Here is a 20,915-nt window from a genome sequence, read left to right on the forward strand (position 1 = left end):
CTCGGCGCTCCCGGCGGGCGGTCCGGCCGCCGGGGCGCACAGGCGGCGACTCGCAGCCGGGGCGAGGGCGCCTCAGCGCAGGCCGGTGACCTGCTCGGTGTCCACGCCCAGGCGGTAGCCGCTGGTGAACGTCACGGTGATCCGGTCGGCGCCCCAGTCGACGCGGTCGATGCGGACGGGGGCGCCGTCGTTGCCGGTGCCCACGGGCGGCCGGACCTCGTGGAAGTAGGAGTCGGCGTCGTGGCCCAGGCGCAGCGTGTAGTCGTCGCCGCCGATCACGGGGTGGCGCAGCAGCACGGCCTCCACCGGCATGGGGTCGGCACCGGAGCCGGGGGTGTCGGGGTCGTAGCGCACCCCGGCGTCGGCGGAGGAGAGCCGCTGCACCTCCTCGGTGAACAGGTTCAGGTCGACCACCGGGAGGTCGCCCATGCCGATCACTACCCCCGCCGGCAGGCAGACCAGGGCGGTGGCCGCCACGGCGGCCAGGGTGCGGATCGGTCTCGCGGGCGAGGCGGGCGAGGCGGGCGCGGGTGTGGGTCCCGGCGCGGTCGGCGGGGGAGCGGCGGGGCGGTCGGCGGAGGTCACGCGCCCTCCTTCGGGGGGTCGGCGGGGGAGTCGAGGTCGGCCACCCCGGTGATGCGGTGCACGGCGAAGCGGTGCACCGCCGCGCGGGTGGCGTCGTAGGCGGTGAGGAAGCCGCCCTCCACCCGGGCGGGTTCCACGATGCGGCTGCTGGCGCGGCCGTCGGAGTCCAGGTAGCCGATCCAGACCCGGCGGCCCTCGGCGGCGGCCTGGGACAGCACGCTCATGGTCGCGGCCGTGGAGGAGCGCGGCGGGGCGGAGTCGGGGGCGGGGACCGGGTGGCGCCGGGCGGTGGCGGCCTCGTCGCCCGCGCGCACCGCCCGCACCGCCGCCATGCGCAGTTCCGGCCCGGGCGGCGCGGGCTCCTCCAGGTCGCGCCCCGGCGGCGGCGCGGTGCGGGGGTCGGCGCGGCGCGCCTCGGGGCGGGTGAGCTGCACGGTGCCGTCGGCGGCCTCGGCCACCGGGTGGTAGCCGAGTTCGGCCAGGCGGGTCATGAGCACCGGCCGCATCGTGCGCGAGGCGAGCACGGTGGGGGCCAGGCGGAACAGCCCGAGGTCGGCGGCGCGCCGGTCGCTGTGCAGTTCGTCCAGCACGGAGGGCTCGTCGCAGCGCAGGTAGCTGGAGGCGGTGCCGATGCGCAGCCGGCCGTGCCGCCGGGCGACGTCGGCCACCAGGTAGCGCAGGGGCTGGGGGAGGTCGGTGGCGGAGTGGCGCTCCAGCATCGCGATCAGGTCGTCGGCGCCGCGCCCGGCGTCGAGGGCGCGGCGCACGGAGTCGGCGCTGAACCGGTAGACGGTGGCGCCGCCGGTGGACTCCACATCGGCCGACAGCGCCAGTTCGCGCGCGAGGTCGGGCACGAGGGGGCCGGGCGCCACCGCCGTGAGGTCGCCCTGCACCAGGATGCGGTCCAGCGGCTTGGGGAGTTCGGCGGCCAGGAGTTCGCCCGCGCGGGTCTTGTCGCGTTCGGCGAGGGGGGTGTCCTCGGTGCCGGCTTCCTCCAGCAGGGCGCGGGCGTGCGGGGCCAGCGCGCCGGCGCCGGTCAGGCCCAGCAGCGCGGCCTCGCGCAGCGCGGTGTCGAGGAGTTCGGTGTAGGCGGTGCCCTGGCGGCGGGGCCGGAGCCAGGCCAGCCGGGCGGCGACCGCCTCGGGGGCGGGGGCCGTGCCCTCGGGGGCGGCGGCCAGCGCCAGCAGGGCGTCCATGCGGACCTCGGGCGCCGAGCGGCGGTCCAGGCCGGGGCCGAGGATGGTGCGGGGGCGGCCCCGGGGGTCGCGGGTGCCGTTGAGGGAGGCGACGCGGGGCGAGCGCAGCCACGCCTCGGCCAGCCGCAGCCAGCGGCGCTCGCCGGGGATCCGCCGCCACAGGTCGAAGTCGGGGGTGGGCAGCCACTCGCCGTCGACCTCGCCGCTGGCGGCGAGCAGGCCGGCGGCGTGCGCGGTCTCGATGAGCACGGCGGCGCCGGTGTCGTCGGTGTCGAGGTCGCGGGCGGCGCGGCGGAGGTCGCGGGTGCCCAGGCCGCCGCTGCGCAGCACCCCGGGCGGGTCCTCCGACCAGCGCTCCAGCAGCTCCTCGACGGAGCGCAGGACGGTGAAGACCTGGCCGGCGGCGGCCCGCATGGCGGCGGCGGGGTCGGCGGCGGCGCCGGTGAGCGGCGGGGGGTCGGCCGGGACATCCTGGAACAGGCGGCCGCCGCGCAGGTGCAGGGCGACCTCGCGGGGCAGCGCGACGGTGTCGGCGCCCACGGGGACCAGCAGCGCGAGGGCGAGCAGCCGGTCGATGGGCGAGGCGGCCGAGGCGAGGCCGGTGGGGCGGTCGGCGCCGGAGACGGTGCCCTGGGGCGGTCCCCAGGTGAGGCGGTCGAGCACGGGGCGGGCGTCGTCGCCGGCGAGGGCGAGGAGGCGGTCCAGCCGGCCGGGCTCGGCGTGCGCGGCGGCGATCCGGTCGGCGGGGTCGCCCTGGGCGTAGCCGGTGGGCAGGCCGAGGTCGGCGGCGACGGTGTTGAGGCGTTCGGCCGGGCGCTCGCCCAGCAGGGCGCGCAGCGGCGGGCCCAGGCCGGCGGGGGTGCGCAGGATGTCGCGCAGCACGGTGACGGGGCGCAGGAGGTCGCCGTCGCGCCAGACCAGCGCGAGGGACAGGAGGTCGGCCGCTGCCTCGCCGACGCGTTCGGCGGGCGCGGGCACCGCCGTCGCGAGCCGGTCGGGGTGGACGCCGGGGCCCGAGGCCATGCGGTCGTCGCCCAGCGCGACCAGGCCCTCCAGCACGCACAGCGTGAACCGGTCGAGCCGGTCGAGCACGCGCAGGACGGCCGGCCGCGCGGTGGCCCGCGCGGCGAGCGCGCCGATGTCGGCGGGCACGGGGGTGACGAGGTCGGGCCGGTAGGCGAAGAGCGCGGCGAGTTCGGAGTCGGACCGCTGCCGCAGCCAGGAGGTGAAGGTCGGGGGACGCCCGCTGGTGCCACCGGGTCCCGGATCGGCGTGGTCGGTCATTTTCTCAACGCTATGCGATCCCCCACCCCGGCGGAGGCCCGATCCACCCCCTGTGGAAAAGGCGCGGTGAAATGCCCTGGCATCCGGCGCGCGGGCGACGGCCGGTTGTGTGCGGGAGGGGATGGGGCGGTGGGCGGCCGTGGTGGCGCCGAGGAGGGAGGTGGGTTCGGGCGCGCGGCCATCGGCGAGCGGAGTCGATGGCCGGGGTGGTGACGGGGCAGCGAGGCCGGCGGGTGGGTCGGGTGCGCTGCCGCCGCCCGGCGGGGCGGATGGCGGAGGCGGCGAGGAGGGCACCGGGGTGAGGCGCGGGTTCGGGCGTGCGGCCACCGCTCAGCGCGGCGGTTGGTTGAGGCGGCGACGGCGGCGAGCGGTCCGGGTGCGCGGTCATCGGCTCTCGGGGCGGGTGGCTGGGGGAGACGGGGCGGCGGGGGCTCGGCTCGGCGCCCATCGGTGCCACCGGGGCGGGCCGGGTGGCGACCGGCGCCCCGGGCGGCGTGCGGGGCACGTCGGCCGGGGCGCCGAAGCCGTGTGGGTGCGGGGTGGGCGCCCGGGCTACTCGAAGTCGATGCGCACCGAGCGGGCACCCTGGAGCGGGGGAATCCACTGGGTGTCGTCGCGGCCGGAGCCCAGGGGGTTGCCGGTGCAGTCGGCGCCGCTGTAGAAGGCGTAGACGGCGATCGGCTCGGCGTCGCTGAAGCTGATGATGCGCGGGGCGTCGAAGGTGTGGCAGCCGTCGGCCAGGTTGAAGCTCTCGTAGCCCAGGCCGGGCAGCGCGTAGGTCTCCAGGGTTCCGGACGACGCTCCGGCGGACTCGGTCGGCGCCGCTCCCTGGGCGGGCTCGGTGGGCTGGGCGGCCGCCGGGGCCGGGGCGGTGAGGGCGGCGGCGGTCAGGGCCGCGCCGATCAGGGTTGTGATGCGGGTACGGGCGCGCATGCTGCCTCCTGGTGTGGCGGAAAGCCGCCGCACGGGCTCGGGTGCCGTGCGGCGGGGTCGGTCGTGTCCCCCGACCGGCCGCCCGCGTGGGACGCCCGGCCGCGCCTCAGTGCCGCTCGGCACGCACTCGGCACGCACGCGGCCACCCGGCACGCGGCCGACGACCGGCGGCCGATGGCCCGTGCGGCCGCTGACCGGCTGTCCCGGCGAGCGCGGTCGCCGACCAGCCCGTCCGGCGACCGGCGCGGTCCACGGCCGACGACCGGCGGCCTGTGCGGCCCACGGCCCCACGAACGGTGCCGTGCGCCCCACCGGTTCGGGGTGTCCTTCACCGGCGTGTGTCGCGGGGACGGGCACCGGGTTCCGGTGGGACCGCCTGCGGTGCGGCGTACGAGGCGCCGACGCGGCGTGCCCACGTGCGGGCCGGTATGAGGCGGGCCTCCATCTATACACTCCGCAGCGTCACTTCGCTGCTACTTTCGGTCGCGGGTTGGGGATCGCCCGGCTGTCCGCAACGGGGGCGGCGGCCCGGACCGTGCGGGCGGCCCTACGGCGGCGCCCGATCTTGCGGCACCATGGGGACCTATGACCGAGCGGGCCGAGCAACTGGTGCTCCAGTACGTGTCGCGGGTCGGGGACGCCGCCTACGGCGTCCTTCCCTCGCGGCGGCGCGCCGCCTACCTCGGTGAACTCCGCCGGCGGATCCTGCGCGCCTGCGCCGACGCCCACGCCGAGACCTACGAGGACGTGGTCCGCGTGCTGCGCGGCTTCGGCCGCCCCGCCGACCTGGTGGCCCGCGAACTCGACTCCGCCGCGTCCGCCGCCTCCGCGACGCCGACCGTGCGTCCGGTGTCCGAATCCGGGGCGAACGGGACCCGAGCGGACGCGGAGGGCGACGCCGACGGTCGTGCCGCCGATGCCACCGGTTCCGCCGCCCCCGCCGCCTCCGCGTCCCGCCTGCCCAACCGGCCCCACCGCCCGCCGCCGCCCTGGCGCGGCGGACCCGACCCGGCCGCCGCCCGCCGCGCGCGCCGCGCCCGCGCGGGCGGTGCCCACGGCGCCGGAGGCGCCCGCGCGGCCGCCGCGCGACTGCCCGCCCTGTCCCTCGCGCCGCTGCGCCGCCACCCTCCCGAGGTGCTGGCCGTCATCCTCTACCTGCTCAGCGGGATCGTGGGGGCCGCTACGCCCGTCTGGCCGGTCGGCGCCGCCATCGTCGCGCTCAGCCGCGCGTGGTCGGGCCGCGACAAGGCGGTCGGCCTGTGCCTGCCCCTCACCGCCACGCTCGTGGGCATGTCCCTGTGGCGCGGCGACGCGGTCTACATCGACCAGGTCATCGCGGAGTCGCTGGCCGCCACCGGCGTCGTCGGCCTGCGGCTGGCGGCGGTCTGCTGCGGCTGCTACCTGGCCGTGCGCCTGGCCCGGCTGGGCGACCGCTGAACGCACGGTCAGTCGTTCGCCAATTCTCCGGAATATCGGCGTTGACCTGCGTTTTCCTACGAGTGACGAGCTACCTGCCGGGTAATCATGGACCTGCGTGCCGATGCGGGTTCGTACCGCTATCGGCCGCGCTGGCGGCGTTGTGCCCGTGACGGACACAGTGCGCCGTCCGGGTCGGCGGCGGTCACCGGTTCCGCCGGGTCCCGTCCCAATACTCCGCAACCAGCGGTATCGGGGGCACCGCCGATCGAGGGGTCCGGAGATCCGCGTCCGGACCCCTCATCCGTTCGCCGCCCCCACCCGTCGCGCCTTTGCCCGCGGCGCCCCGCCGCCCCGCGCCCTGCCGCTCCCCGTATCCGCTCCCCGTATCCGCTCCCCGCGTCTGGCTGCCCCGGCCCGCACCCGGCCGCCCGCGCCCCGGCCCCTCCCGACCTGGCCGCCCGGTCCTCCGCGCGGCGGCCTCCCGCCGGCGATCCCGGGCGCCCTCTCGGCCCCCCGTTCACACCCCTTCACGGTGGCCGGTAGCGGCCGCCGCCGACCGTGCGGGAACGCCCTGGCACACGGGATTTCACCGCGGAAATCGCTCGCCCGCCGGGAACGCGGCGCACTAGCCTGAAAAGGGTCCTATGGGAAGATAGGGCCACTCCAACGACGGCGAGAGCGTGAGGTCACCCGTGCCCACCGGCAAGGTCAAGTGGTACGACAGCGACAAGGGTTTCGGCTTTCTCACCCGCGACGACGGCGGTGAGGTCTTCGTGCACTCCTCCGCGCTGCCCGACGGCGCCGAACCGCTCCGATCGGGCCAGCGCGTGGAGTTCGGCGTCGTCGAGGGCCGCAAGGGGGCGCAGGCGCTCCAGGTCCGCCTGCTCGACGCCCCCCGCTCGGTGGCCAAGGCCCAGCGCAAGAACCCCGACGAGATGGTCGTGCTGGTCGAGGACCTCATCAAGCTCCTGGACGGCGTCTCCGGCACCTACCGCCGCGGCAAGCACCCCGAGCGCCGCGAGGCCGCCAAGATCGCCCAGGTGCTGCGGATCCTCGCCGACGACCTTGAGGCGTGAGGCCCGCGCCCACCCCGGCCGGGGCGCCCACCGGCGCCCCGGCGCCCCTCCGCGGACGTGACTCCCGCCACATCCGCTCCGGACAGCCGGGCACAACCCCCGCCGCCTGCGACGTAACGGTCGACTATCGATCGGTGTGGTGGTCATGTCGGTGCCCGTTATCAGCGAAAATGAAATCGTGAGTCCAAGCCGTCGTTCTCCCGCACCAGACAAGGCATGCATGGAGGCGGTCGACCTCGCCCGCGCCGCGGCCGTCGAGATCGCCCGCTCGGAGTGGGTGGGCGAGCACCTCTCCGCCCACGTCGAGGGTGACCGCGTCGTCACCCACCTCTTCGCCTGCCTCGATCCCGCCTACAAGGGCTGGCACTACGCCGTGACCGTGGCGCGCGCCTCGCGCGCCAAGAAGGTCACGGTCAACGAGGCCGTCCTGCTGCCCGGCGGCGAGGCCCTGCTCGCCCCCGAATGGGTGCCGTGGAAGGAGCGGCTGCGCCCCGGCGACCTCGGCGTGGGCGACCTCCTGCCCAGCTCCGAGGACGACGACCGCCTGATGCCGGGCTACGCCCAGGTCCCCGACGACGAACTCGCCGAGGACGGCGTCGACCAGCAGATGGTCTGGGAACTCGGCCTCGGCCGCCCGCGCGTGCTCTCCGAGGCCGGCCGCGAGGCCGCCGCCGAGCGCTGGTACAACGGCGAGGCCGGGCCGCGCAGCCCCATCGCCAGCGCGGCCCCCGCCCAGTGCGCCACCTGCGGGTTCATGACCCCGCTGGCCGGGGAGTTCCGCCGGATGTTCGGGGTGTGCACCAACGAGTTCGCCCCCGACGACGGCCGGGTCGTCTCGCTCGACCACGGCTGCGGCGCGCACTCCGAGGCCGCCCAGCCCGCCGCCGCCACCACCCAGCCGCCGATGCGGCCGGTCGTCGACGAGATGGGCTACGACCACATCGTCTTCGACGACACCACCGAGCTGGAACTCGTCTCCTCGGAGGGCTGAGCCCGGCCCGGCCGCCGCCGGACGCCGCGCACCGCGCCCTCCGGCCCGCCCGCCCACCCGGCCGGAACCTCACGGGGGTCCGGCCGGGTCCTATCCCCGCGCGCCCGATCCCCGGGCGCGCCGGGAACCACCACGCCGGTCCGCGAGCGCGGCCGGGCACGAGAGGAGCGGGTGACGTTGCGCAGCGAGCTGTTCAGCGAGCAGATGCGGGAGACCCAGCACCGGGGCATGGCCCTCCAGAACCCCCGGATGCTGCGGGTGGGCCTCGACGGCGAGGTCTACGCGCGCCAGGGGTCCATGGTGGCCTACCAGGGCGACATCGACTTCGCCTACAAGGGGGCGGGCAGCATCACCAAGCTCCTCAAGAAGTCGCTGTCGGGCGAGGGCGTCCCCCTGATGACCGTCTCCGGGCGCGGCGACGTGTTCTTCGCCCGCGACGCCTGGGAGATCCACGTCATCGACCTGGAGGGCGACTCCATCACGGTCAACGGCGAGAACGTCCTCGCGTTCGAGCCCGGCCTGGAGTGGGACATCCGCCGCGTCGAGGGCGCCGGCCTGATCTCGGGCGGCCTGTTCAACACCGTGTTCACCGGCACCGGGCGCATCGCCGTGGCCTGCCACGGCACCCCCGTGCTGCTCAACGTCGACCAGCCCACCTTCGTGGACCCCCAGGCCGCCGTCGCCTGGGCGGCGTCGCTGCGCACCGGCATGCGCCGCACCGTTAAGGCCGGCGCGCTGATCGGGCGCGGCAGCGGCGAGGCGTTCCAACTGGCGTTCGAGGGCCAGGGGTTCGTCCTGGTCCAGGCGTCCGAGGGCGTCCCGCCGGCGCAGGCCACCGCCTGACCCGCACCGCCCCCGCGCCCGGCACCGCGCGCCCGTCCCCGGCACCGCGCCCCCGCTCCCGGGCGGGCGCGCCGGGCGGCGCGGGCGCCCGCCGGGCCGCCCGGCAGCGACGTGATCCCCAGCCGGGCGACTCCCCTGTCCGACCGCCGCCGAACACGGCATCATTCGCCTTGCGCCCGCGCACGGCGACCGCCCCCCGGCGGCGCCCAGCGCGTTTCGCGAACCCCTCCGAGAACGTCACCGGGGTCGCGTACCGTAGTGCAGCACCGACGTGGAGGAGTCACCATGGCCCAAACGCACACCGACCCGTTCGGCACGGCCGAACTGCGGCGGCGCGTCCTCGCCGGCTGGGCCGACGCCCCCGCGCGGTTCCGCGAGGACGCCAACGCCGAAGAGGACTTCGCCCTCGGCGGCTACCGCGACCGCGTGGTGGTCGAACTCGCGCAGAACGCCGCCGACGCCGCCCTGCGCGCCGGCGAACCCGGCCGCCTGCGGCTGGAACTGCGCGGCGACCGCCTCACCGCCGCCAACACCGGCGCGCCCCTCACCCCCGCCGGCGTCGAATCCCTGTCCACCCTGCGCGCCTCGGCCAAGCGCGACGACTCCGCGCCGGGTGCCACCGGCCGCTTCGGGGTCGGGTTCGCCGCCGTGGCCGCCTACAGCGACGACATCACCGTCGCCTCGGCCGACGGCGCGGTGCGCTGGAGCGCCGACCTCGCCCGCGACACCCTGCGCACCGAACTCCTGGAGCCCGGCCGCGCGCCCGGCCTGGCCGCCGAACTGGAGCGGCGCGACCGCCACCTGCCGGTGCTGCGGCTGCCCTTCCCCGCCGACGCCCGCCCCCCGGCCGGCTACACCACCGAGGTCGCGCTGACCGCCCGCGACCCCGAGTCCGCCGACCGCCTGCGCGCCCTGCTCGATGACACCGGCCCCGCGCTGCTGCTGGCGCTGCCCGGACTGGCCGAGATCCGGGTGGCCACCCCCGCCGGCGAACGCGTGCTCACCCGCGAACCCGCGCCCGAGGGCGACGTCGTGACCCGCGTGGCCCACCTCGACCCCCAGGGCGCCGCCGACCCCGCCCGCACCGACACCGTGCGCTGGCGCACCGCCACCCGCGCCGGCCGGTTCGACCCCGCGCTGCTGGCCGACCGCCCCACCGAGGAGCGCGCCCGCCTCGACTGGAGCCTCACCTGGGCGGTGCCCGTCACCCCCGAGGGCGCCGCCGCGGCGCTGCCCGCCGGCGTGGCCGACGTCGTCCACGCCCCCACCCCCACCGACGACCGCCTGGCCGTGCCCGCGCTGCTGGTGGGCACCTTCCCGCTGGGCGCCGACCGCCGCCGCGTGGCCGCCGGCCCCGTGGCCGAGGCGCTGATCACCGAGGCCGCCGCGGGCTACTGCGAACTTCTGTGCCGGGTGGAGCCCCGGTCCGCGCTCGACCTCGTGCCGCCGGCGCTGCCCGGCCAGGGCGAGTTCGACGCCCGCTTCCGCGCCGCCGTGGCCAAGCCGCTGGTCGAGACCCCGTTCCTGACCACCGCCGGGGGCGACCCCGTGCGCCCCCGCGACGCCGTGCTCCTCGACGGCGGCCCCGAGGTCGTGGCCGCCCTGGCGGGCCTGGTCGCCACCGCCCTGCCCGGCGACCTCAACCCCCGCCACCCCGCGCTGGCCCAACTGCGGGTGCGCCGCCTGGGCCTGGCCGAACTCGCCGACCTGCTGGCCGACCTCGACCGCGACCCCGCCTGGTGGGCCGGCCTGTACGCCGCCCTGCGCGCCGCCGGGCAGCGCGGCGCCGACCTCGGCGAGCTGGGCGCCCTGCCGGTGCCGCTGGTCGACGGCCGGCTCGTGCGCGGCCCGCGCGGGCTGCTGGTGCCCGCCGCCGACGACTTCGGCGACGGCCTCGACTTCGCCGCCCTGGCGCCGCTGGGCCTGCGCATCGTCCACCCCGAGGCCGCCGACCCCCTGCTGGACCGGCTCGGCGCGGTCGAGGCCGGACCCGCCGCCATCCTGGCCGACCCCCGCACCCGCGCGGCGGTCGAGAACTCCCTCGACGCCGACGACCCCGACCTCGTCGCCGCGCCCGTGCTGGAACTGGTGGCCATGGCCGGCACCGCCGCAGCCGACTCCCCGTGGCTGGCCGAACTCGCCCTGCGCGACGACGAAGGCGGCTACTCCGTCGCCGGCGAGCTGCTGCTGCCCACCAGCCCGCTGCGCGACATCTTCGTCGCCGACGCCCCCTTCGGCGTGGTCGCCGACGACCTGGTCGAACGCCACGGCGCCGCCGTGCTGGGCCTGGTGGGGGTGCTCGACTCCTTCGCGGTGGTCCGCGCCGCCGACCTCACCCTGGGCGCCGATTCCGCCGACCTCGCCCGCGACCCCCGCCTGGAGGGATTGGACGGCCTGGAGGAGTGGGCCGAGGACGTCGCCGAACGGCTGGGCGACCCCGACCTCCCGCCCGTGGTCACCGAGTTCGTGGCGGTCGCCGACCTGGAGTTCGTGCGCGACGACCGCTGGCCCCAGGCACTGGAGCTGCTGTCGGGGCCGCTGCTGCGCGACACCGTCACCACGCCCGCGCGGGTGCTGGGCGGCGGCGGCCGGGTGGCCGACGTCCCGCCCTACACCGCCTGGTGGCTGCGCACCGGCGCGGTCCTGGCCGGACGCCGCCCCACCGAGCTGCGCACCGCCGACGCCGAACCCGTGCTCGCCGACCTCTACGACCCCGCCCCCGAGGGGCTGGACCCCTACCTCGCCGCCGCGCTGGGCGTGCGCTCCACCCTGGCCGACCTCCTCGCCGACCCCGACGGCCCCGACGACCTCCTGGAGCGCATGGCCGACCCCGACCGCCACGTCGCGCGCCGGATGCTGCGGGTGCTGTGGACCGCGCTGGCCGAGGTCGACGCCGACCGCGTCGCCCCGCCCGAGCGGGTGCGCGCGCTGCGCGGCGGCGCGATCGTGCTGGCCGACCCCGAGGACACCGTGGTGGTCGACCTCCCCGAACTCCTGCCGCTGCTGGCCGACCGCCCGCTCGTGCTGGCGCCCGCCTGGGCGGCGCCGGCGCTGGCCGACGTGCTCGACCTCGCCCTGGCCAGCGAGGAGGTCGAGGGCCGCATCACCTCCATCGGCGAGGTCCGCCCGGTGCCCCCCGAGGTCGGCGCGCTGGTCGACACCGGCGCCCACACCTACGTCCACCACGACGAACTGACCGTCGACGACACCCCCACCGAGTGGTTCTGCGAGGGCACCACCGCCCACGCCTCCACCCCCGAGGGCCTGGCGCGGGCGCTGTGCCGGATCGCCGACCGCTGGGCCGACCGCCACCTGGTGGCGGCGGTGCTGCGCGACCCCGACTCCCTGCCGGTGCTGCTGGCCGAGGCCGACCTCGACTAGCGGGGCGCGGGGCGCCCGGCCGAGCGGCGGGCGAGTCGCCCCGCGGTGTGCCGTGCGCTGCGCCCGGCCGGCGCGTGCGGTCCGCGCCGCCGGTGGGGCCGCGCGTCCGCGGGCCTCAGCGGGCGACGCGGAAGAACCCCTCGGCGATCAGCGAGCGCAGCACGTCGGGCGTGCGCCGGCGCACCTCGGCGGGGTCGCGGTCGATCAGCTCGGCGATCGCGTCCAGCAGCGGCCCCACCGGCATCGTGCCGTCGCACACCCCGGCCAGCGCCGCCTCGATCGTGCCGACCTGGGCCACCCGCCGCAGGCCGCCGCGCTGGCGCAGCAGGATCCGCTCGGGGTCGGGCGCGCCCGGCACGGCGATCCGCTCCTCGACCACGCCCGGCGCCAGCGCCACGTGCGCGCTCAGCAGCGCGGCGTCGGTGAGCCGGTGCGCGGTCATGGCGCCGTTGACCACGTCGGGCAGGTAGCGCCCGACCGGCTGCTCGATCTCGTGCCGGAACTCCTCGACCCGCACCGCCGCGTCCTGGGCGGCGTCGTTGCGCAGACAGATCCAGCCGAACCCGATGGCGCGCACGGCCGCGCGCTCGAAGTAGTCCAGCCACGCGTCGTAGCGGCGGTAGTACTCCGGGCTGCCGGTCTCGCAGGAGTCGCGCAGCCACAGCTCCACGTACTCGGCGGGGTCCTGGACGTCGCGCTGCACCACCCAGCCCGAGCAGCCCGTGCCCGTCACCCACTCGCCGACCCGGTCGCGCCAGTCCTCGCCCTCCACGTGCAGCCAGTTCGCCAGGATCTGGCACCAGCCGCCGTCGGTGAGGTGCGCGGGCGCCTGGCGGACGAGTTCGGCGCACACCGCGTCGCCGGCGAAGTCGGACTCCCGGTAGGTGTAGTGCGCCGACCCGGGCGAGATCACGAACGGCGGGTTGCACACGATCAGGTCGAAGCGCTCCCCGGCGACCGGCTCGTACATCGAGCCCTCGCGGGCGCGCACGTTGGGCACCTCCGACAGCGCCCAGCTGATCTCGGCCAGGCGCAGGGCGCGGGGGTTGACGTCGGTGGCGGTGACGTCGGCGGCGCGCGAGGCCAGGTGCAGCGACTGCACGCCGCAGCCGGTGCCGATGTCCAGCGCGCGGTCGAACGGGCCGTCCACGATGAGCTGGGACAGCGTGGCCGAGGCCCCGCCGGCGCCCACCACGTGGTCGGGGCGCGGGACCCCCTGGCCGGGGCGCACCGTGGGGTCGGAGACCACGAACCCGGGGCGGCCGCCGTCCATCTCCCAGGGCGAGAGCCGCACCAGCGCCCGCACGGTGTCGCCGTGCACCGAGACCAGCCCGGTCTCGGCGAGTTCGGCCACCGGCAGGATCGCCGCCGCCGCGTCGGCGGCCACCGGTTCGCGCAGCCACCACAGCCGCAGCAGCAGGCCCAGCCGCTCCTCGCCGCCGGTGGCGCGCAGGGCGGGGGTGAGCTGCTCGCGCGCCAGCGCCCGCGCCGCCATGTCGCCGAGGCGGTCGCGCACGCCCGAGACGGTGTAGTCGGCGTCGATCAACGTCTTGCGCAACCGGTCGGCGAGCGCGGGCGGAAACGGGCGGAACGTATCAGACACGCGCCCATTATCCGCGAGCGCGCAAGGCCGCAGGCCGTGAACTGCCGACGGGCACGGAGAAGGCGGTGCCCGGGCGCCCCGCCGAGGGGTCGGGGCGGTCAGGAAAGGTCGTCGCGGCCGCCGGCCTCGGCGGCGGGGGCGGGCGCCTCAGCGGCGGGGGTGCGCGCGGGGGAGTCGAGAGGGCCGGGCGCGGGCTCGGCCGCCGCGGGCGACCCCGCGGCCGCGCGCTCCTCGCGGGCGCGGGCGCGCGCGAGGTCCTCGGCGGCGCGCCGGCGCAGCAGCCGGGGGATGTAGAAGTAGGCGAACACGCCGAAGGCCATGCCGGTCACGCACACCCAGCGCCACCACTGGTCGGCCGGCGGCACGCGGTCGCCCAGGGCGACCAGTATGGCGAACGCCACGAACCAGCCCACGGTGCCCAGGGCCGTGGGGATGCGGTAGTCGCTCTCCAGGACCTCGGGATCGGGTTTGCGGGCACGGCGCACCCCTTCAGGCTAGACGATCCGGCGCCGCGCGCGGCCGGGCTCGGCCGGACCGGGAGGGGCCGTCCGGAGGGTGCGGTTGGAGGTTCGGCCAGGCCGGCGGGCGTGCCGGTTGTGTCCCGTTGTGCGAACCTGCAACTAGGCTGACGTGTGCTGATCCCGTAAGTCCATCCCCTTTCTGCCAGGGTCGTACGAGTGAATCCAACGCCACAGTCCGCCGAGAACACGCCCTCGCGGCCCGCCACCGGTTTCGCGGGCCGCCTCGACCGCTACTTCCGCGTGCGCGAGCGCGGGTCCACGTTCGCCCGCGAGATCCGCGGCGGCCTGGCGACCTTCTTCGCCATGGCCTACATCATCGTGCTGAACCCGCTCATCATCGGCACGGCCGAGGACATGAACGGCGACACCCTGGGCCTGGCCCCGGTCGCCGCCACCACCGCCCTGGTGGGCGGGGTCATCTCGATCCTCATGGGCGTCATCAGCCGCTACCCGTTCGCCATCGCGGCGGGCATGGGCCTCAACGTCATCGTCGCCTACACCCTGGCGCCGCAGATGACCTGGGCCGACGCCATGGGCATCATCGTCCTTGAGGGCCTGGTGCTGCTGGTGCTGGTCCTCACCGGGTTCCGCACGGCCGTCTTCCGCGCGATCCCGCCGGAGCTGAAGACCGCCATCGCCGTGGGCGTGGGCCTGTTCCTGGCCCTGGTCGGGTTCGTCAACGCCGGGTTCATCCGCCGCATCCCCGACGCCGCCAACACCACGGTGCCGGTGCAGCTGGGTTCGGGGTCGCTGTCGGGCTGGCCGATCCTGGTGTTCGTCATCGGCCTGGTGCTGACCATCGTGCTGATCGTGCGCAACGTGCGCGGCGCGATGCTGATCGGCATCGTCGTGGCCACCGTCGTGGGCGTGGCGGTGGAGGCGCTGGCGGGCATCGGCCCGATGTCCGACGGCCAGGGCAACACCAACCCCGACGGCTGGTCGCTGACCGTGCCGCAGTTGCCGACCTCCCCGGGCGACCTGGTGGCGGTGCCCGACTTCAGCCTGGTGGGCCAGTTCAGCCTGTTCGGCAGCTTCGCCCACGCGGGCACGATCGCGGTGATCCTGCTGGTGTTCACCCTGCTGCTGGCCGACTTCTTCGACACCATGGGCACCATGGTGGGCGTGGCCGGGCAGGCCCGCCTCCTGGACGAGGAGGGCAACGTCCCCCGCGCCCGCGAGGTGCTGATCGTGGACTCGCTGGGCACCATCGCCGGCGGCGCTGCGTCGGCGTCGTCCAACACGATGTTCGCGGAGTCGGCGGCCGGGGTCGGCGAGGGCGCGCGCACCGGGATCGCGCCGATCGTCACCGGTGTGCTGTTCCTGGTGGCCACGCTGTTCTCGCCGCTGGTGGAGCTGGTGCCGTTCGAGGCGGCCACGCCGGTGCTGATCATCGTCGGGTTCATGATGATGACCCAGGTCACCAAGATCCCGTTCCAGGACTACGCGATCGGGATCCCGGCCTTCCTCACCATCGTGGTGATGCCGTTCAGCTACTCCATCACCAACGGTATCGGCGTGGGCTTCATCAGCTACGTGATCATCCGGACCGCGCAGGGGCGGCTGCGCGACGTGCACCCGCTGCTGTGGATCGTGTCGGCGGCGTTCGTGGTGCACTTCGCGCTCGGCCCGATCGAGTCCCTGTTGGGGCTGTGATCGTGACGTTGCGTCACTAGGCTCGGTACGCGGGCGCCTCCGGCCGCCCGGCCCCGGCCCGGGGTGTCCCCCCGGGTCCGCTTCGGGCGGAATTTCGGAGGCGCCCCGTACTGTTAGCAAAAGTAATGAGTTCTGCTAATGAAGAAGTCTCCTTTCAGCCAGAGCACGAGGACGGACGCGGGGTTGGCGGCCGTTCTCCGCGTCGTCGTGGGCCGACTGGCCAGGAGGCTGCGCGCGCAGAGGCTCGACACGTCCCTGTCGCTGGGGCAGGGCGCGGCGCTGTACACCCTCGCCCGGCACGGGGAGATGACCCCCGGCGAACTCGCCGAGCACGAGAAGGTGCAGCCGCCCTCGATGACCCGGATCGTGGCCGCGCTGGAGGAGCGCGGGCTGGTGCGCCGCGCCAAGCACCCCGGGGACCAGCGGCGGCAACTGGTGGACCTGACCGACGCGGGGCGCGAGCTGGTGCGGGCCGACCAGCGCCAGCGGGAGGCGTGGCTGGCCCAGCGGCTCCAGGAGCTGACCCCCGAGGAGCGGGACACCCTGCGCCGGGCGGCGGAGATCCTGGACCGGCTGAGCCAGTCCTGATCCCGGCCGGGCCGGTGCCCGCCGGGGCGCGGGAGGACCCGGCCGTGCCGCCGCGCGAGGCCGCCCGGGAGGGCGGCCCGGCCGCCGAGGCGCCCGCCGCCGTGACCGGAGACGCCGCCGCCCCGGGCGGGCCGGACACACCGGGCGCACCCGATCAGCCGCGCCGGCCCGACGAGCCCGACGCCGCGGAGTCGGCCGCCGACCTGCGCCGCCGCACCGCGATGTTCCGCTCCCTGGCCATCCGCAACTACCGCCTGTTCGCGAGCGGCCAGCTCGTCTCCAACACCGGCACCTGGATGCAGCGCGTCGCCCAGGACTGGCTGGTGCTCCAGCTCAGCGGCGGCAGCGGCATGGCGCTGGGCCTCACCACGGCCCTCCAGTTCCTGCCCATGCTGCTGTTCGGCCTGTGGGGCGGCGCCCTGGTCGACCGGCTCTCCAAGCGCGGGCTGCTCATCGCGACCCAGGCGGCCATGGGCGTGCTCGCCGCCGGGCTGGGCGTGCTGGCCACCGCCGGGCTGGCCGAGGTCTGGCACGTCTACGTGTTCGCGTTCGCCCTCGGCGTGGTCACCGTGGTCGACAACCCCGCCCGCCAGACGTTCGTCGTGGAGATGGTGGGCGACCGCGACCTGCCCAACGCGGTCGCGCTCAACAGCGCCAGCTTCCAGTTCGGCCGGGTGGCCGGACCCGCCGTCGCCGGGCTGCTCATCGCGGCCATCGGCAGCGGCCCGGTGTTCCTCATCAACGCGGTGTCGTTCCTGGCGGTGCTGGGCGGGCTGTGGCTGATGCGGCCCGCCGAACTCCAGGTCACCGAGCCCGCGCCGCGCGCCAAGGGGCAGACCCTGGCCGGGGTGCGCTACGTGCTGGGCCGGCCCGACCTCGCGCTGCTGCTGCTCATGACCGTGTTCGTGCAGCTCTTCGGCGCCAACGGGCAGAGCCAGATCGCGCTGATGGCCAACAACGTGTTCCAGACCGGCGCCGCCGCGTTCGGCTCGGCCGCCGCCGCGCTGGCCGTGGGCGCCCTGGCGGGCGCGCTGCTGGCGGCGCGGCGCGAGCGGCCCCGGCTGCGGATCGTCCTCACCGGGGCGCTGGCGTTCGGCGCGCTCCAGATCGCCGCGGCGATGGCGCCCGGCTACCTGGCGTTCGTGGCGGTCCTGGTGCCGATGGGGGTGGCGTTCATGACGTTCACGACCTCGCTCAACGCCACGTTCCAGCTCAGCGTGGACCCGCAGATGCGCGGCCGGGTGATGGCCATCTACATGCTGGTGTTCCTCGGGGTGGCCCCGATCGGCGCGCCCATCGTGGGCTTCCTCGCCGACGCGTTCGGCCCCCGCACGAGCTTCGCGGTGGGCGGCACGGTCACCGTGGTCGTGGTGCTCGTGGTCGCCGTGCTGCTGGCCCGCAAGCTGGGGGTACGCGTCCGCCTGGCCCGCCACCGCCCGTTCGTGCGGGTGAGCGACCGCGAGCCCCTGCCCGCCGCCGACTGAAGCGCCCGTGCGCGCGCGGCCCCGTGCGCGCGCATGACTCCTGAGGCCGTCGCGTTCACGCGGAGGGGCGCTTCTGTGGTGGTCGCCGTGCGCGGGAGGCGGTCGCGTGCACGTGGGCGGGCGCCTCGTGTGGCGGGGCCTCCCGCGGTGGGTTCCCGCACGTCGGAGGCGGGCGCCGACCACGCCCCGCTCCCCGCGCGTGGCGCAGGACACCCCACCGGCGGTCCCGCACCAGTACCCTTTCGCCAGCGCGCCCGCGCGCCGGGCCGGGGCCGCGCGCCCGCCGCGGCCCGGCCGACGACGACACGGGGTGATCCATGAGGCTCTTCGCCGCCGTCCAGCCGCCCGACGGCGTCCTGGACGAGGTCGCGCTGGCCGTCGAGGCACTCGCCCCGCCCGAGCCGGGCGCGGCCGACCGCGCCGCCGCCCCCGCCGACGCCCGCGCGGCCGACATCACCGGCGGAGGGTTCGCGCCCGCCGGCGGGCACGTGCCGCCGGGCCTGCGCTGGTCCAGCCCCGACGAGTGGCACGTCACGCTGGTGTTCCTCGGCGAGGTCGCCGACGACGCCGTGCCCGGGGTCGCAGAGCGCCTGGCGGCGGAGGCGGCCCGGCACGCCCCGTTCCAGGTGGCCGTGCGCGGCGCGGGGACCTTCCCCGGCGACCCCGCGCAGGCGTCGGTCCTGTGGGCGGGCCTGGAGGGCGACGTCGACGAATTGACGCTGCTGGCCGACGGCCTGCGCCGCGCCGCGCGCAAGGCGGGCGTCCGCGTGGACCGCCGCCCCTACGCGCCCCACCTCACCCTGGCCCGCGTCCGCCCGCCGGGCGACGTCAGCGCGCTGCGCTACACCTTGGGGCGGCTCGCCACCGCGTTCTGGACGGTCGAGGAGGTGCGCCTCATGCGCAGCCACCACCCCCGGCGGCCCCGTTACGAGACCCTCCAGACATGGCGGTTAGGCTGAAACCGAACACGGGCGCCCCGACCAGGGCGCCGCACCGCACTGCCCGGCACCCGGGCGGGGAGTAGGGCACCACCATGAGCATGCTGACGAACAACCGCAAGCAGCGCTGGCTGCTGCCGACGGTGCTCGCGGCCATCATGCTCCTGGTCGTCGCCGGAGCCCTCCTGGACTAACCCACCGACCCGCCCCCACCCGGCCCGCCCCACCCGGCGCGTCGTGGCTAGGCGGCGGTGGACATGCGGGTGGCGGCGTGGGTGACCAGGGCGGCGTTGCTTTCGGCTTCCTGGCCTTCAGGGTCGCGGAGGGTGTCTTCCAGGCCGATGCGGATGTCGCGGCCGGCGGCGAGGGCGGTGTCGAGGACCGGCCAGGCGGTGTCGTCGGTGCCGTGGAGGAGGCGGGGGAGGTCCAGGCCCGCGCGGTCGAGGACCGCGTCGATCGTGGAGGCGTTGGCCAGCGCGTCCTGGACGGTGGCCTGCATGGGCTCCACCAGGACCCGGGCGAACTCCTCGGCCAGTCCTGAGGCCACCAGGATGCGGGCGGCCTCGGGGGTCCACACCCCGGCCTCCACGTCGACCTGGCGGTCGATCAGCAGGCGGGCGACCTCGACCGAGCCGGGCTCGTGCAGGTTGACGGTGGCGGAGTCGGGCAGGGCGCTCCAGCGCTGCACCAGGTCGTAGCGGCGCCAGGGATCGGGCTCGGCCGACAGGGCGGTGGTGAGGCTGATGGGGGTGCGGGGGAGGTCGGCGCGCAGGCGCTCCAGCAGCGGGGTGACGACCTGGGGTTCCAGCGACTCCGCGCCGGTGCGGTCGCGGGGGTGGATGTGGACCTCGTCGGCCCCGGCCTCGACCGCCGCGCGGGCGTCCAGGGCGAGCTGGTCGAAGGAGATCGGGAGCGCGGGATGGGCCCCTGGGCGGCGGTCTCCGTTCAGGCAGGCGACGATCCGCATGCGTGCCGTCCTTTTCGCTCTAGCGCGTGAGTAAGGGGAGCATGCCCACAAGGCACGGGTCGCAAGCCAGGGCGGCGCGCCGATGATGGCAGGATTGTCGGCATGACGAGAGGCGCCGCGTTCGCGGTTTCGGTCGCCCTGGTGCCGCTCTGCTCCCTCACGCTGGCCGGTCCGGCGGCGCTCGCCGCCGAGGCGTCGCCCACCCCGGGCTCCGGCGCGCCGCCCTCGGCGGAGCCGGAGTTCACGCTGACCGACGAGCGGATCCAGGAGTCCAGCGGCATGGTCGCCTCGCGCCGCCACGAGGGCGTGTTCTGGACGCACAACGACAGCGGCGCTTACGGCCCGGAACTGTACGCGGTGAACGAGGACGGCGACACCGTCGCCACCGTCTCCCTCACCGGGGCCGGGGTGGAGGCGCGCGACTGGGAGGCCGTGGCCGTGGGTGCCGACGACTCCGGCGAGCCGGCGGTGTACGTGGGCGACATCGGCGACAACTTCCAGGGCGGCTGGCCCAACGTCCGGGTCTACCGGTTCACCGAGCCCGCCGACCTCACCGACCAGACGGTCGAGGCCACCACCTTCACGCTGAGCTACGCCGACGGCGGGCGCGACGCCGAGGCCATGATGGTGGACCCGCACGACAACCGGCTCTATGTGATCAGCAAGGAGGTCTCGGGCGGTGTCTACGCGGCGCCCGAGACCCTGGACCCCGAGGGGGTCAACACCCTCACCCGGGTGGATTCCGCGCCGCTGTACGCCACCGACGCCTCGTTCGCGCCCGACGGCTCGCACTTCGCCATCCGCACCTACTGGGCAGCCAGCGTCTACGACGCCGCCGATGGAGTGGAGGGCGCGCGAATCGTGGACCGGGTGTCGCTGCCGGAGTCCGACCAGGGGGAGTCTTTGGCGTTCGCCCCCGACGGCTCGGCGCTCTACGCCGGAACCGAGGGCGCGGGCAGCCCGGTGTGGCGGGTGCCTGTGGATACCGGAACGGGCGGCGGCGGAGACGGCGCGGACGGGGGCGCGGGCTCGGGCGACACCGGGGAACCGGACGGTGGCGGGGGCGGCTCCGCGGCCTCCGAGCAGGGGCCGGACCCGCGCACGGCCTCGATCCTCATCTGGACCGGGGTGGGGATCGCGGCGGTCGTGATCGCGGGGATCGCGGTCCTGGCCCGCCGCAGTTGAGAGGTTTATCCCCACGTTATCCACAGCGGTTTCCCCGGGTTTTCAACAACAAACGGGGCACCTTGTGGATAACCATCCCCAAGCTGTGGACAACCGGTTCGAATGCCCCGCCTTGGTTGTGCTACAGCCGCGCCACGATCGCGCCACGGCCGCGCGATGCCCCCACCGTGCCCCGCCGCCCGGTGCCGGTGAGCCCTCCTGGGCCGCCGCGCGGCCCCGCCGGGCGCTCCCGCCGGGCGGTCCTCAGGCGGCCCTGACCGGAGGGTCT

General features: G+C 76.1%; 16 protein-coding genes. 10 read left to right on the forward strand and 6 right to left on the reverse strand.

The annotated features are described in order from the left end of the window. Positions 1–72: 72 nt before the first annotated feature. From LG943_RS20165 to LG943_RS20175, 3 genes are all read right to left on the reverse strand, one after another. Entirely contained in the window at positions 73–585 is a 513-nt protein-coding gene (locus tag LG943_RS20165; RefSeq protein ID WP_270073886.1) for a hypothetical protein, read from the reverse strand. Beyond that, complete coding sequence (locus LG943_RS20170; RefSeq protein ID WP_270073887.1) at positions 582–3,065, reverse strand: helicase-associated domain-containing protein; 2,484 nt, start codon at positions 3,063–3,065, stop codon at positions 582–584. The genes LG943_RS20165 and LG943_RS20170 overlap by 4 nt, the downstream gene beginning before the upstream one ends. 552 nt (positions 3,066–3,617) lie before the next feature. Further along, positions 3,618–3,998 (reverse strand): hypothetical protein, encoded by a 381-nt coding sequence (locus LG943_RS20175; protein ID WP_270073888.1) that lies wholly within the window; start codon positions 3,996–3,998, stop codon positions 3,618–3,620. A gap of 585 nt (positions 3,999–4,583) precedes the next feature. On the opposite strand from LG943_RS20175, the gene LG943_RS20180 reads away from it, so the two are divergent. From LG943_RS20180 to LG943_RS20200, 5 genes are all read left to right on the forward strand, one after another. Further along, a complete protein-coding gene (locus LG943_RS20180; protein ID WP_270073889.1) occupies positions 4,584–5,435 on the forward strand; it encodes a hypothetical protein in 852 nt (283 codons plus the stop codon). Between the two features lie 674 nt (positions 5,436–6,109). Continuing rightward, complete coding sequence (locus LG943_RS20185) at positions 6,110–6,493, forward strand: cold-shock protein (RefSeq protein ID WP_270073890.1); 384 nt, start codon at positions 6,110–6,112, stop codon at positions 6,491–6,493. 220 nt (positions 6,494–6,713) lie between these two features. Then, a complete protein-coding gene (locus LG943_RS20190) occupies positions 6,714–7,484 on the forward strand; it encodes a DUF3027 domain-containing protein (RefSeq protein ID WP_270073891.1) in 771 nt (256 codons plus the stop codon). Between the two features lie 177 nt (positions 7,485–7,661). Continuing rightward, positions 7,662–8,327: an AIM24 family protein gene (locus LG943_RS20195; RefSeq protein WP_270073930.1), complete on the forward strand. Its 666-nt coding sequence runs from the start codon at positions 7,662–7,664 to the stop codon at positions 8,325–8,327. A 285-nt stretch (positions 8,328–8,612) separates the two neighbouring features. After that, entirely contained in the window at positions 8,613–11,708 is a 3,096-nt protein-coding gene (locus tag LG943_RS20200; RefSeq protein ID WP_270073892.1) for an ATP-binding protein, read from the forward strand. Between the two features lie 115 nt (positions 11,709–11,823). On the opposite strand, the gene LG943_RS20205 is transcribed toward LG943_RS20200, so the two are convergent. Then, positions 11,824–13,311, reverse strand: a complete 1,488-nt coding sequence (locus LG943_RS20205) for a DUF7059 domain-containing protein (protein WP_270073893.1) — start codon at positions 13,309–13,311, stop codon at positions 11,824–11,826. 98 nt (positions 13,312–13,409) lie between these two features. Beyond that, complete coding sequence (locus tag LG943_RS20210; RefSeq protein ID WP_270073894.1) at positions 13,410–13,796, reverse strand: DUF2530 domain-containing protein; 387 nt, start codon at positions 13,794–13,796, stop codon at positions 13,410–13,412. A 192-nt stretch (positions 13,797–13,988) separates the two neighbouring features. Here LG943_RS20210 and LG943_RS20215 point away from each other — a divergent pair, with 192 nt between their 5' ends. From LG943_RS20215 to thpR, 4 genes are all read left to right on the forward strand, one after another. Further along, positions 13,989–15,485: an NCS2 family permease gene (locus LG943_RS20215; RefSeq protein WP_270073895.1), complete on the forward strand. Its 1,497-nt coding sequence runs from the start codon at positions 13,989–13,991 to the stop codon at positions 15,483–15,485. Positions 15,486–15,623: 138 nt separating this feature from the next. Further along, positions 15,624–16,073, forward strand: a complete 450-nt coding sequence (locus LG943_RS20220) for a MarR family winged helix-turn-helix transcriptional regulator (protein ID WP_179768073.1) — start codon at positions 15,624–15,626, stop codon at positions 16,071–16,073. A 221-nt stretch (positions 16,074–16,294) separates the two neighbouring features. Further along, positions 16,295–17,557 (forward strand): MFS transporter, encoded by a 1,263-nt coding sequence (locus tag LG943_RS20225; RefSeq protein ID WP_270073931.1) that lies wholly within the window; start codon positions 16,295–16,297, stop codon positions 17,555–17,557. Positions 17,558–17,874: 317 nt separating this feature from the next. Continuing rightward, on the forward strand, positions 17,875–18,516 hold the full coding sequence (gene thpR, locus LG943_RS20230; protein ID WP_270073896.1) for an RNA 2',3'-cyclic phosphodiesterase: 642 nt from the start codon (positions 17,875–17,877) through the stop codon (positions 18,514–18,516). A 220-nt stretch (positions 18,517–18,736) separates the two neighbouring features. Here thpR and LG943_RS20235 read toward each other — a convergent pair whose 3' ends face one another. After that, positions 18,737–19,462 carry a 3-keto-5-aminohexanoate cleavage protein gene (locus tag LG943_RS20235; protein ID WP_270073897.1) on the reverse strand — a complete coding sequence of 242 codons (726 nt, stop codon included), beginning with the start codon at positions 19,460–19,462 and terminating at the stop codon, positions 18,737–18,739. Positions 19,463–19,564: 102 nt separating this feature from the next. Here LG943_RS20235 and LG943_RS20240 point away from each other — a divergent pair, with 102 nt between their 5' ends. Further along, positions 19,565–20,647: a hypothetical protein gene (locus tag LG943_RS20240; protein WP_270073898.1), complete on the forward strand. Its 1,083-nt coding sequence runs from the start codon at positions 19,565–19,567 to the stop codon at positions 20,645–20,647. The last annotated feature ends 268 nt before the right edge of the window (positions 20,648–20,915 follow it).

Origin of the sequence: Streptomonospora mangrovi (genome assembly GCF_027604915.1) — a bacterium.
In the GTDB taxonomy this organism is placed as follows: domain Bacteria; phylum Actinomycetota; class Actinomycetes; order Streptosporangiales; family Streptosporangiaceae; genus Streptomonospora; species Streptomonospora mangrovi.

Bases quoted from the DNA above. Each gene is read 5' to 3' on its own strand.
- thpR (WP_270073896.1), top strand. From the start codon at position 17,875: ATGAGGCTCTTCGCCGCCGTCCAGCCGCCCGACGGCGTCCTGGACGAG.
- LG943_RS20225 (WP_270073931.1), top strand. From the start codon at position 16,295: ATGTTCCGCTCCCTGGCCATCCGCAACTACCGCCTGTTCGCGAGCGGC.
- LG943_RS20175 (WP_270073888.1), bottom strand. From the start codon at position 3,998: ATGCGCGCCCGTACCCGCATCACAACCCTGATCGGCGCGGCCCTGACC.
- LG943_RS20170 (WP_270073887.1), bottom strand. From the start codon at position 3,065: ATGACCGACCACGCCGATCCGGGACCCGGTGGCACCAGCGGGCGTCCC.
- LG943_RS20190 (WP_270073891.1), top strand. From the start codon at position 6,714: ATGGAGGCGGTCGACCTCGCCCGCGCCGCGGCCGTCGAGATCGCCCGC.
- LG943_RS20235 (WP_270073897.1), bottom strand. From the start codon at position 19,462: ATGCGGATCGTCGCCTGCCTGAACGGAGACCGCCGCCCAGGGGCCCAT.
- LG943_RS20200 (WP_270073892.1), top strand. From the start codon at position 8,613: ATGGCCCAAACGCACACCGACCCGTTCGGCACGGCCGAACTGCGGCGG.
- LG943_RS20180 (WP_270073889.1), top strand. From the start codon at position 4,584: ATGACCGAGCGGGCCGAGCAACTGGTGCTCCAGTACGTGTCGCGGGTC.
- LG943_RS20220 (WP_179768073.1), top strand. From the start codon at position 15,624: ATGAAGAAGTCTCCTTTCAGCCAGAGCACGAGGACGGACGCGGGGTTG.
- LG943_RS20240 (WP_270073898.1), top strand. From the start codon at position 19,565: ATGACGAGAGGCGCCGCGTTCGCGGTTTCGGTCGCCCTGGTGCCGCTC.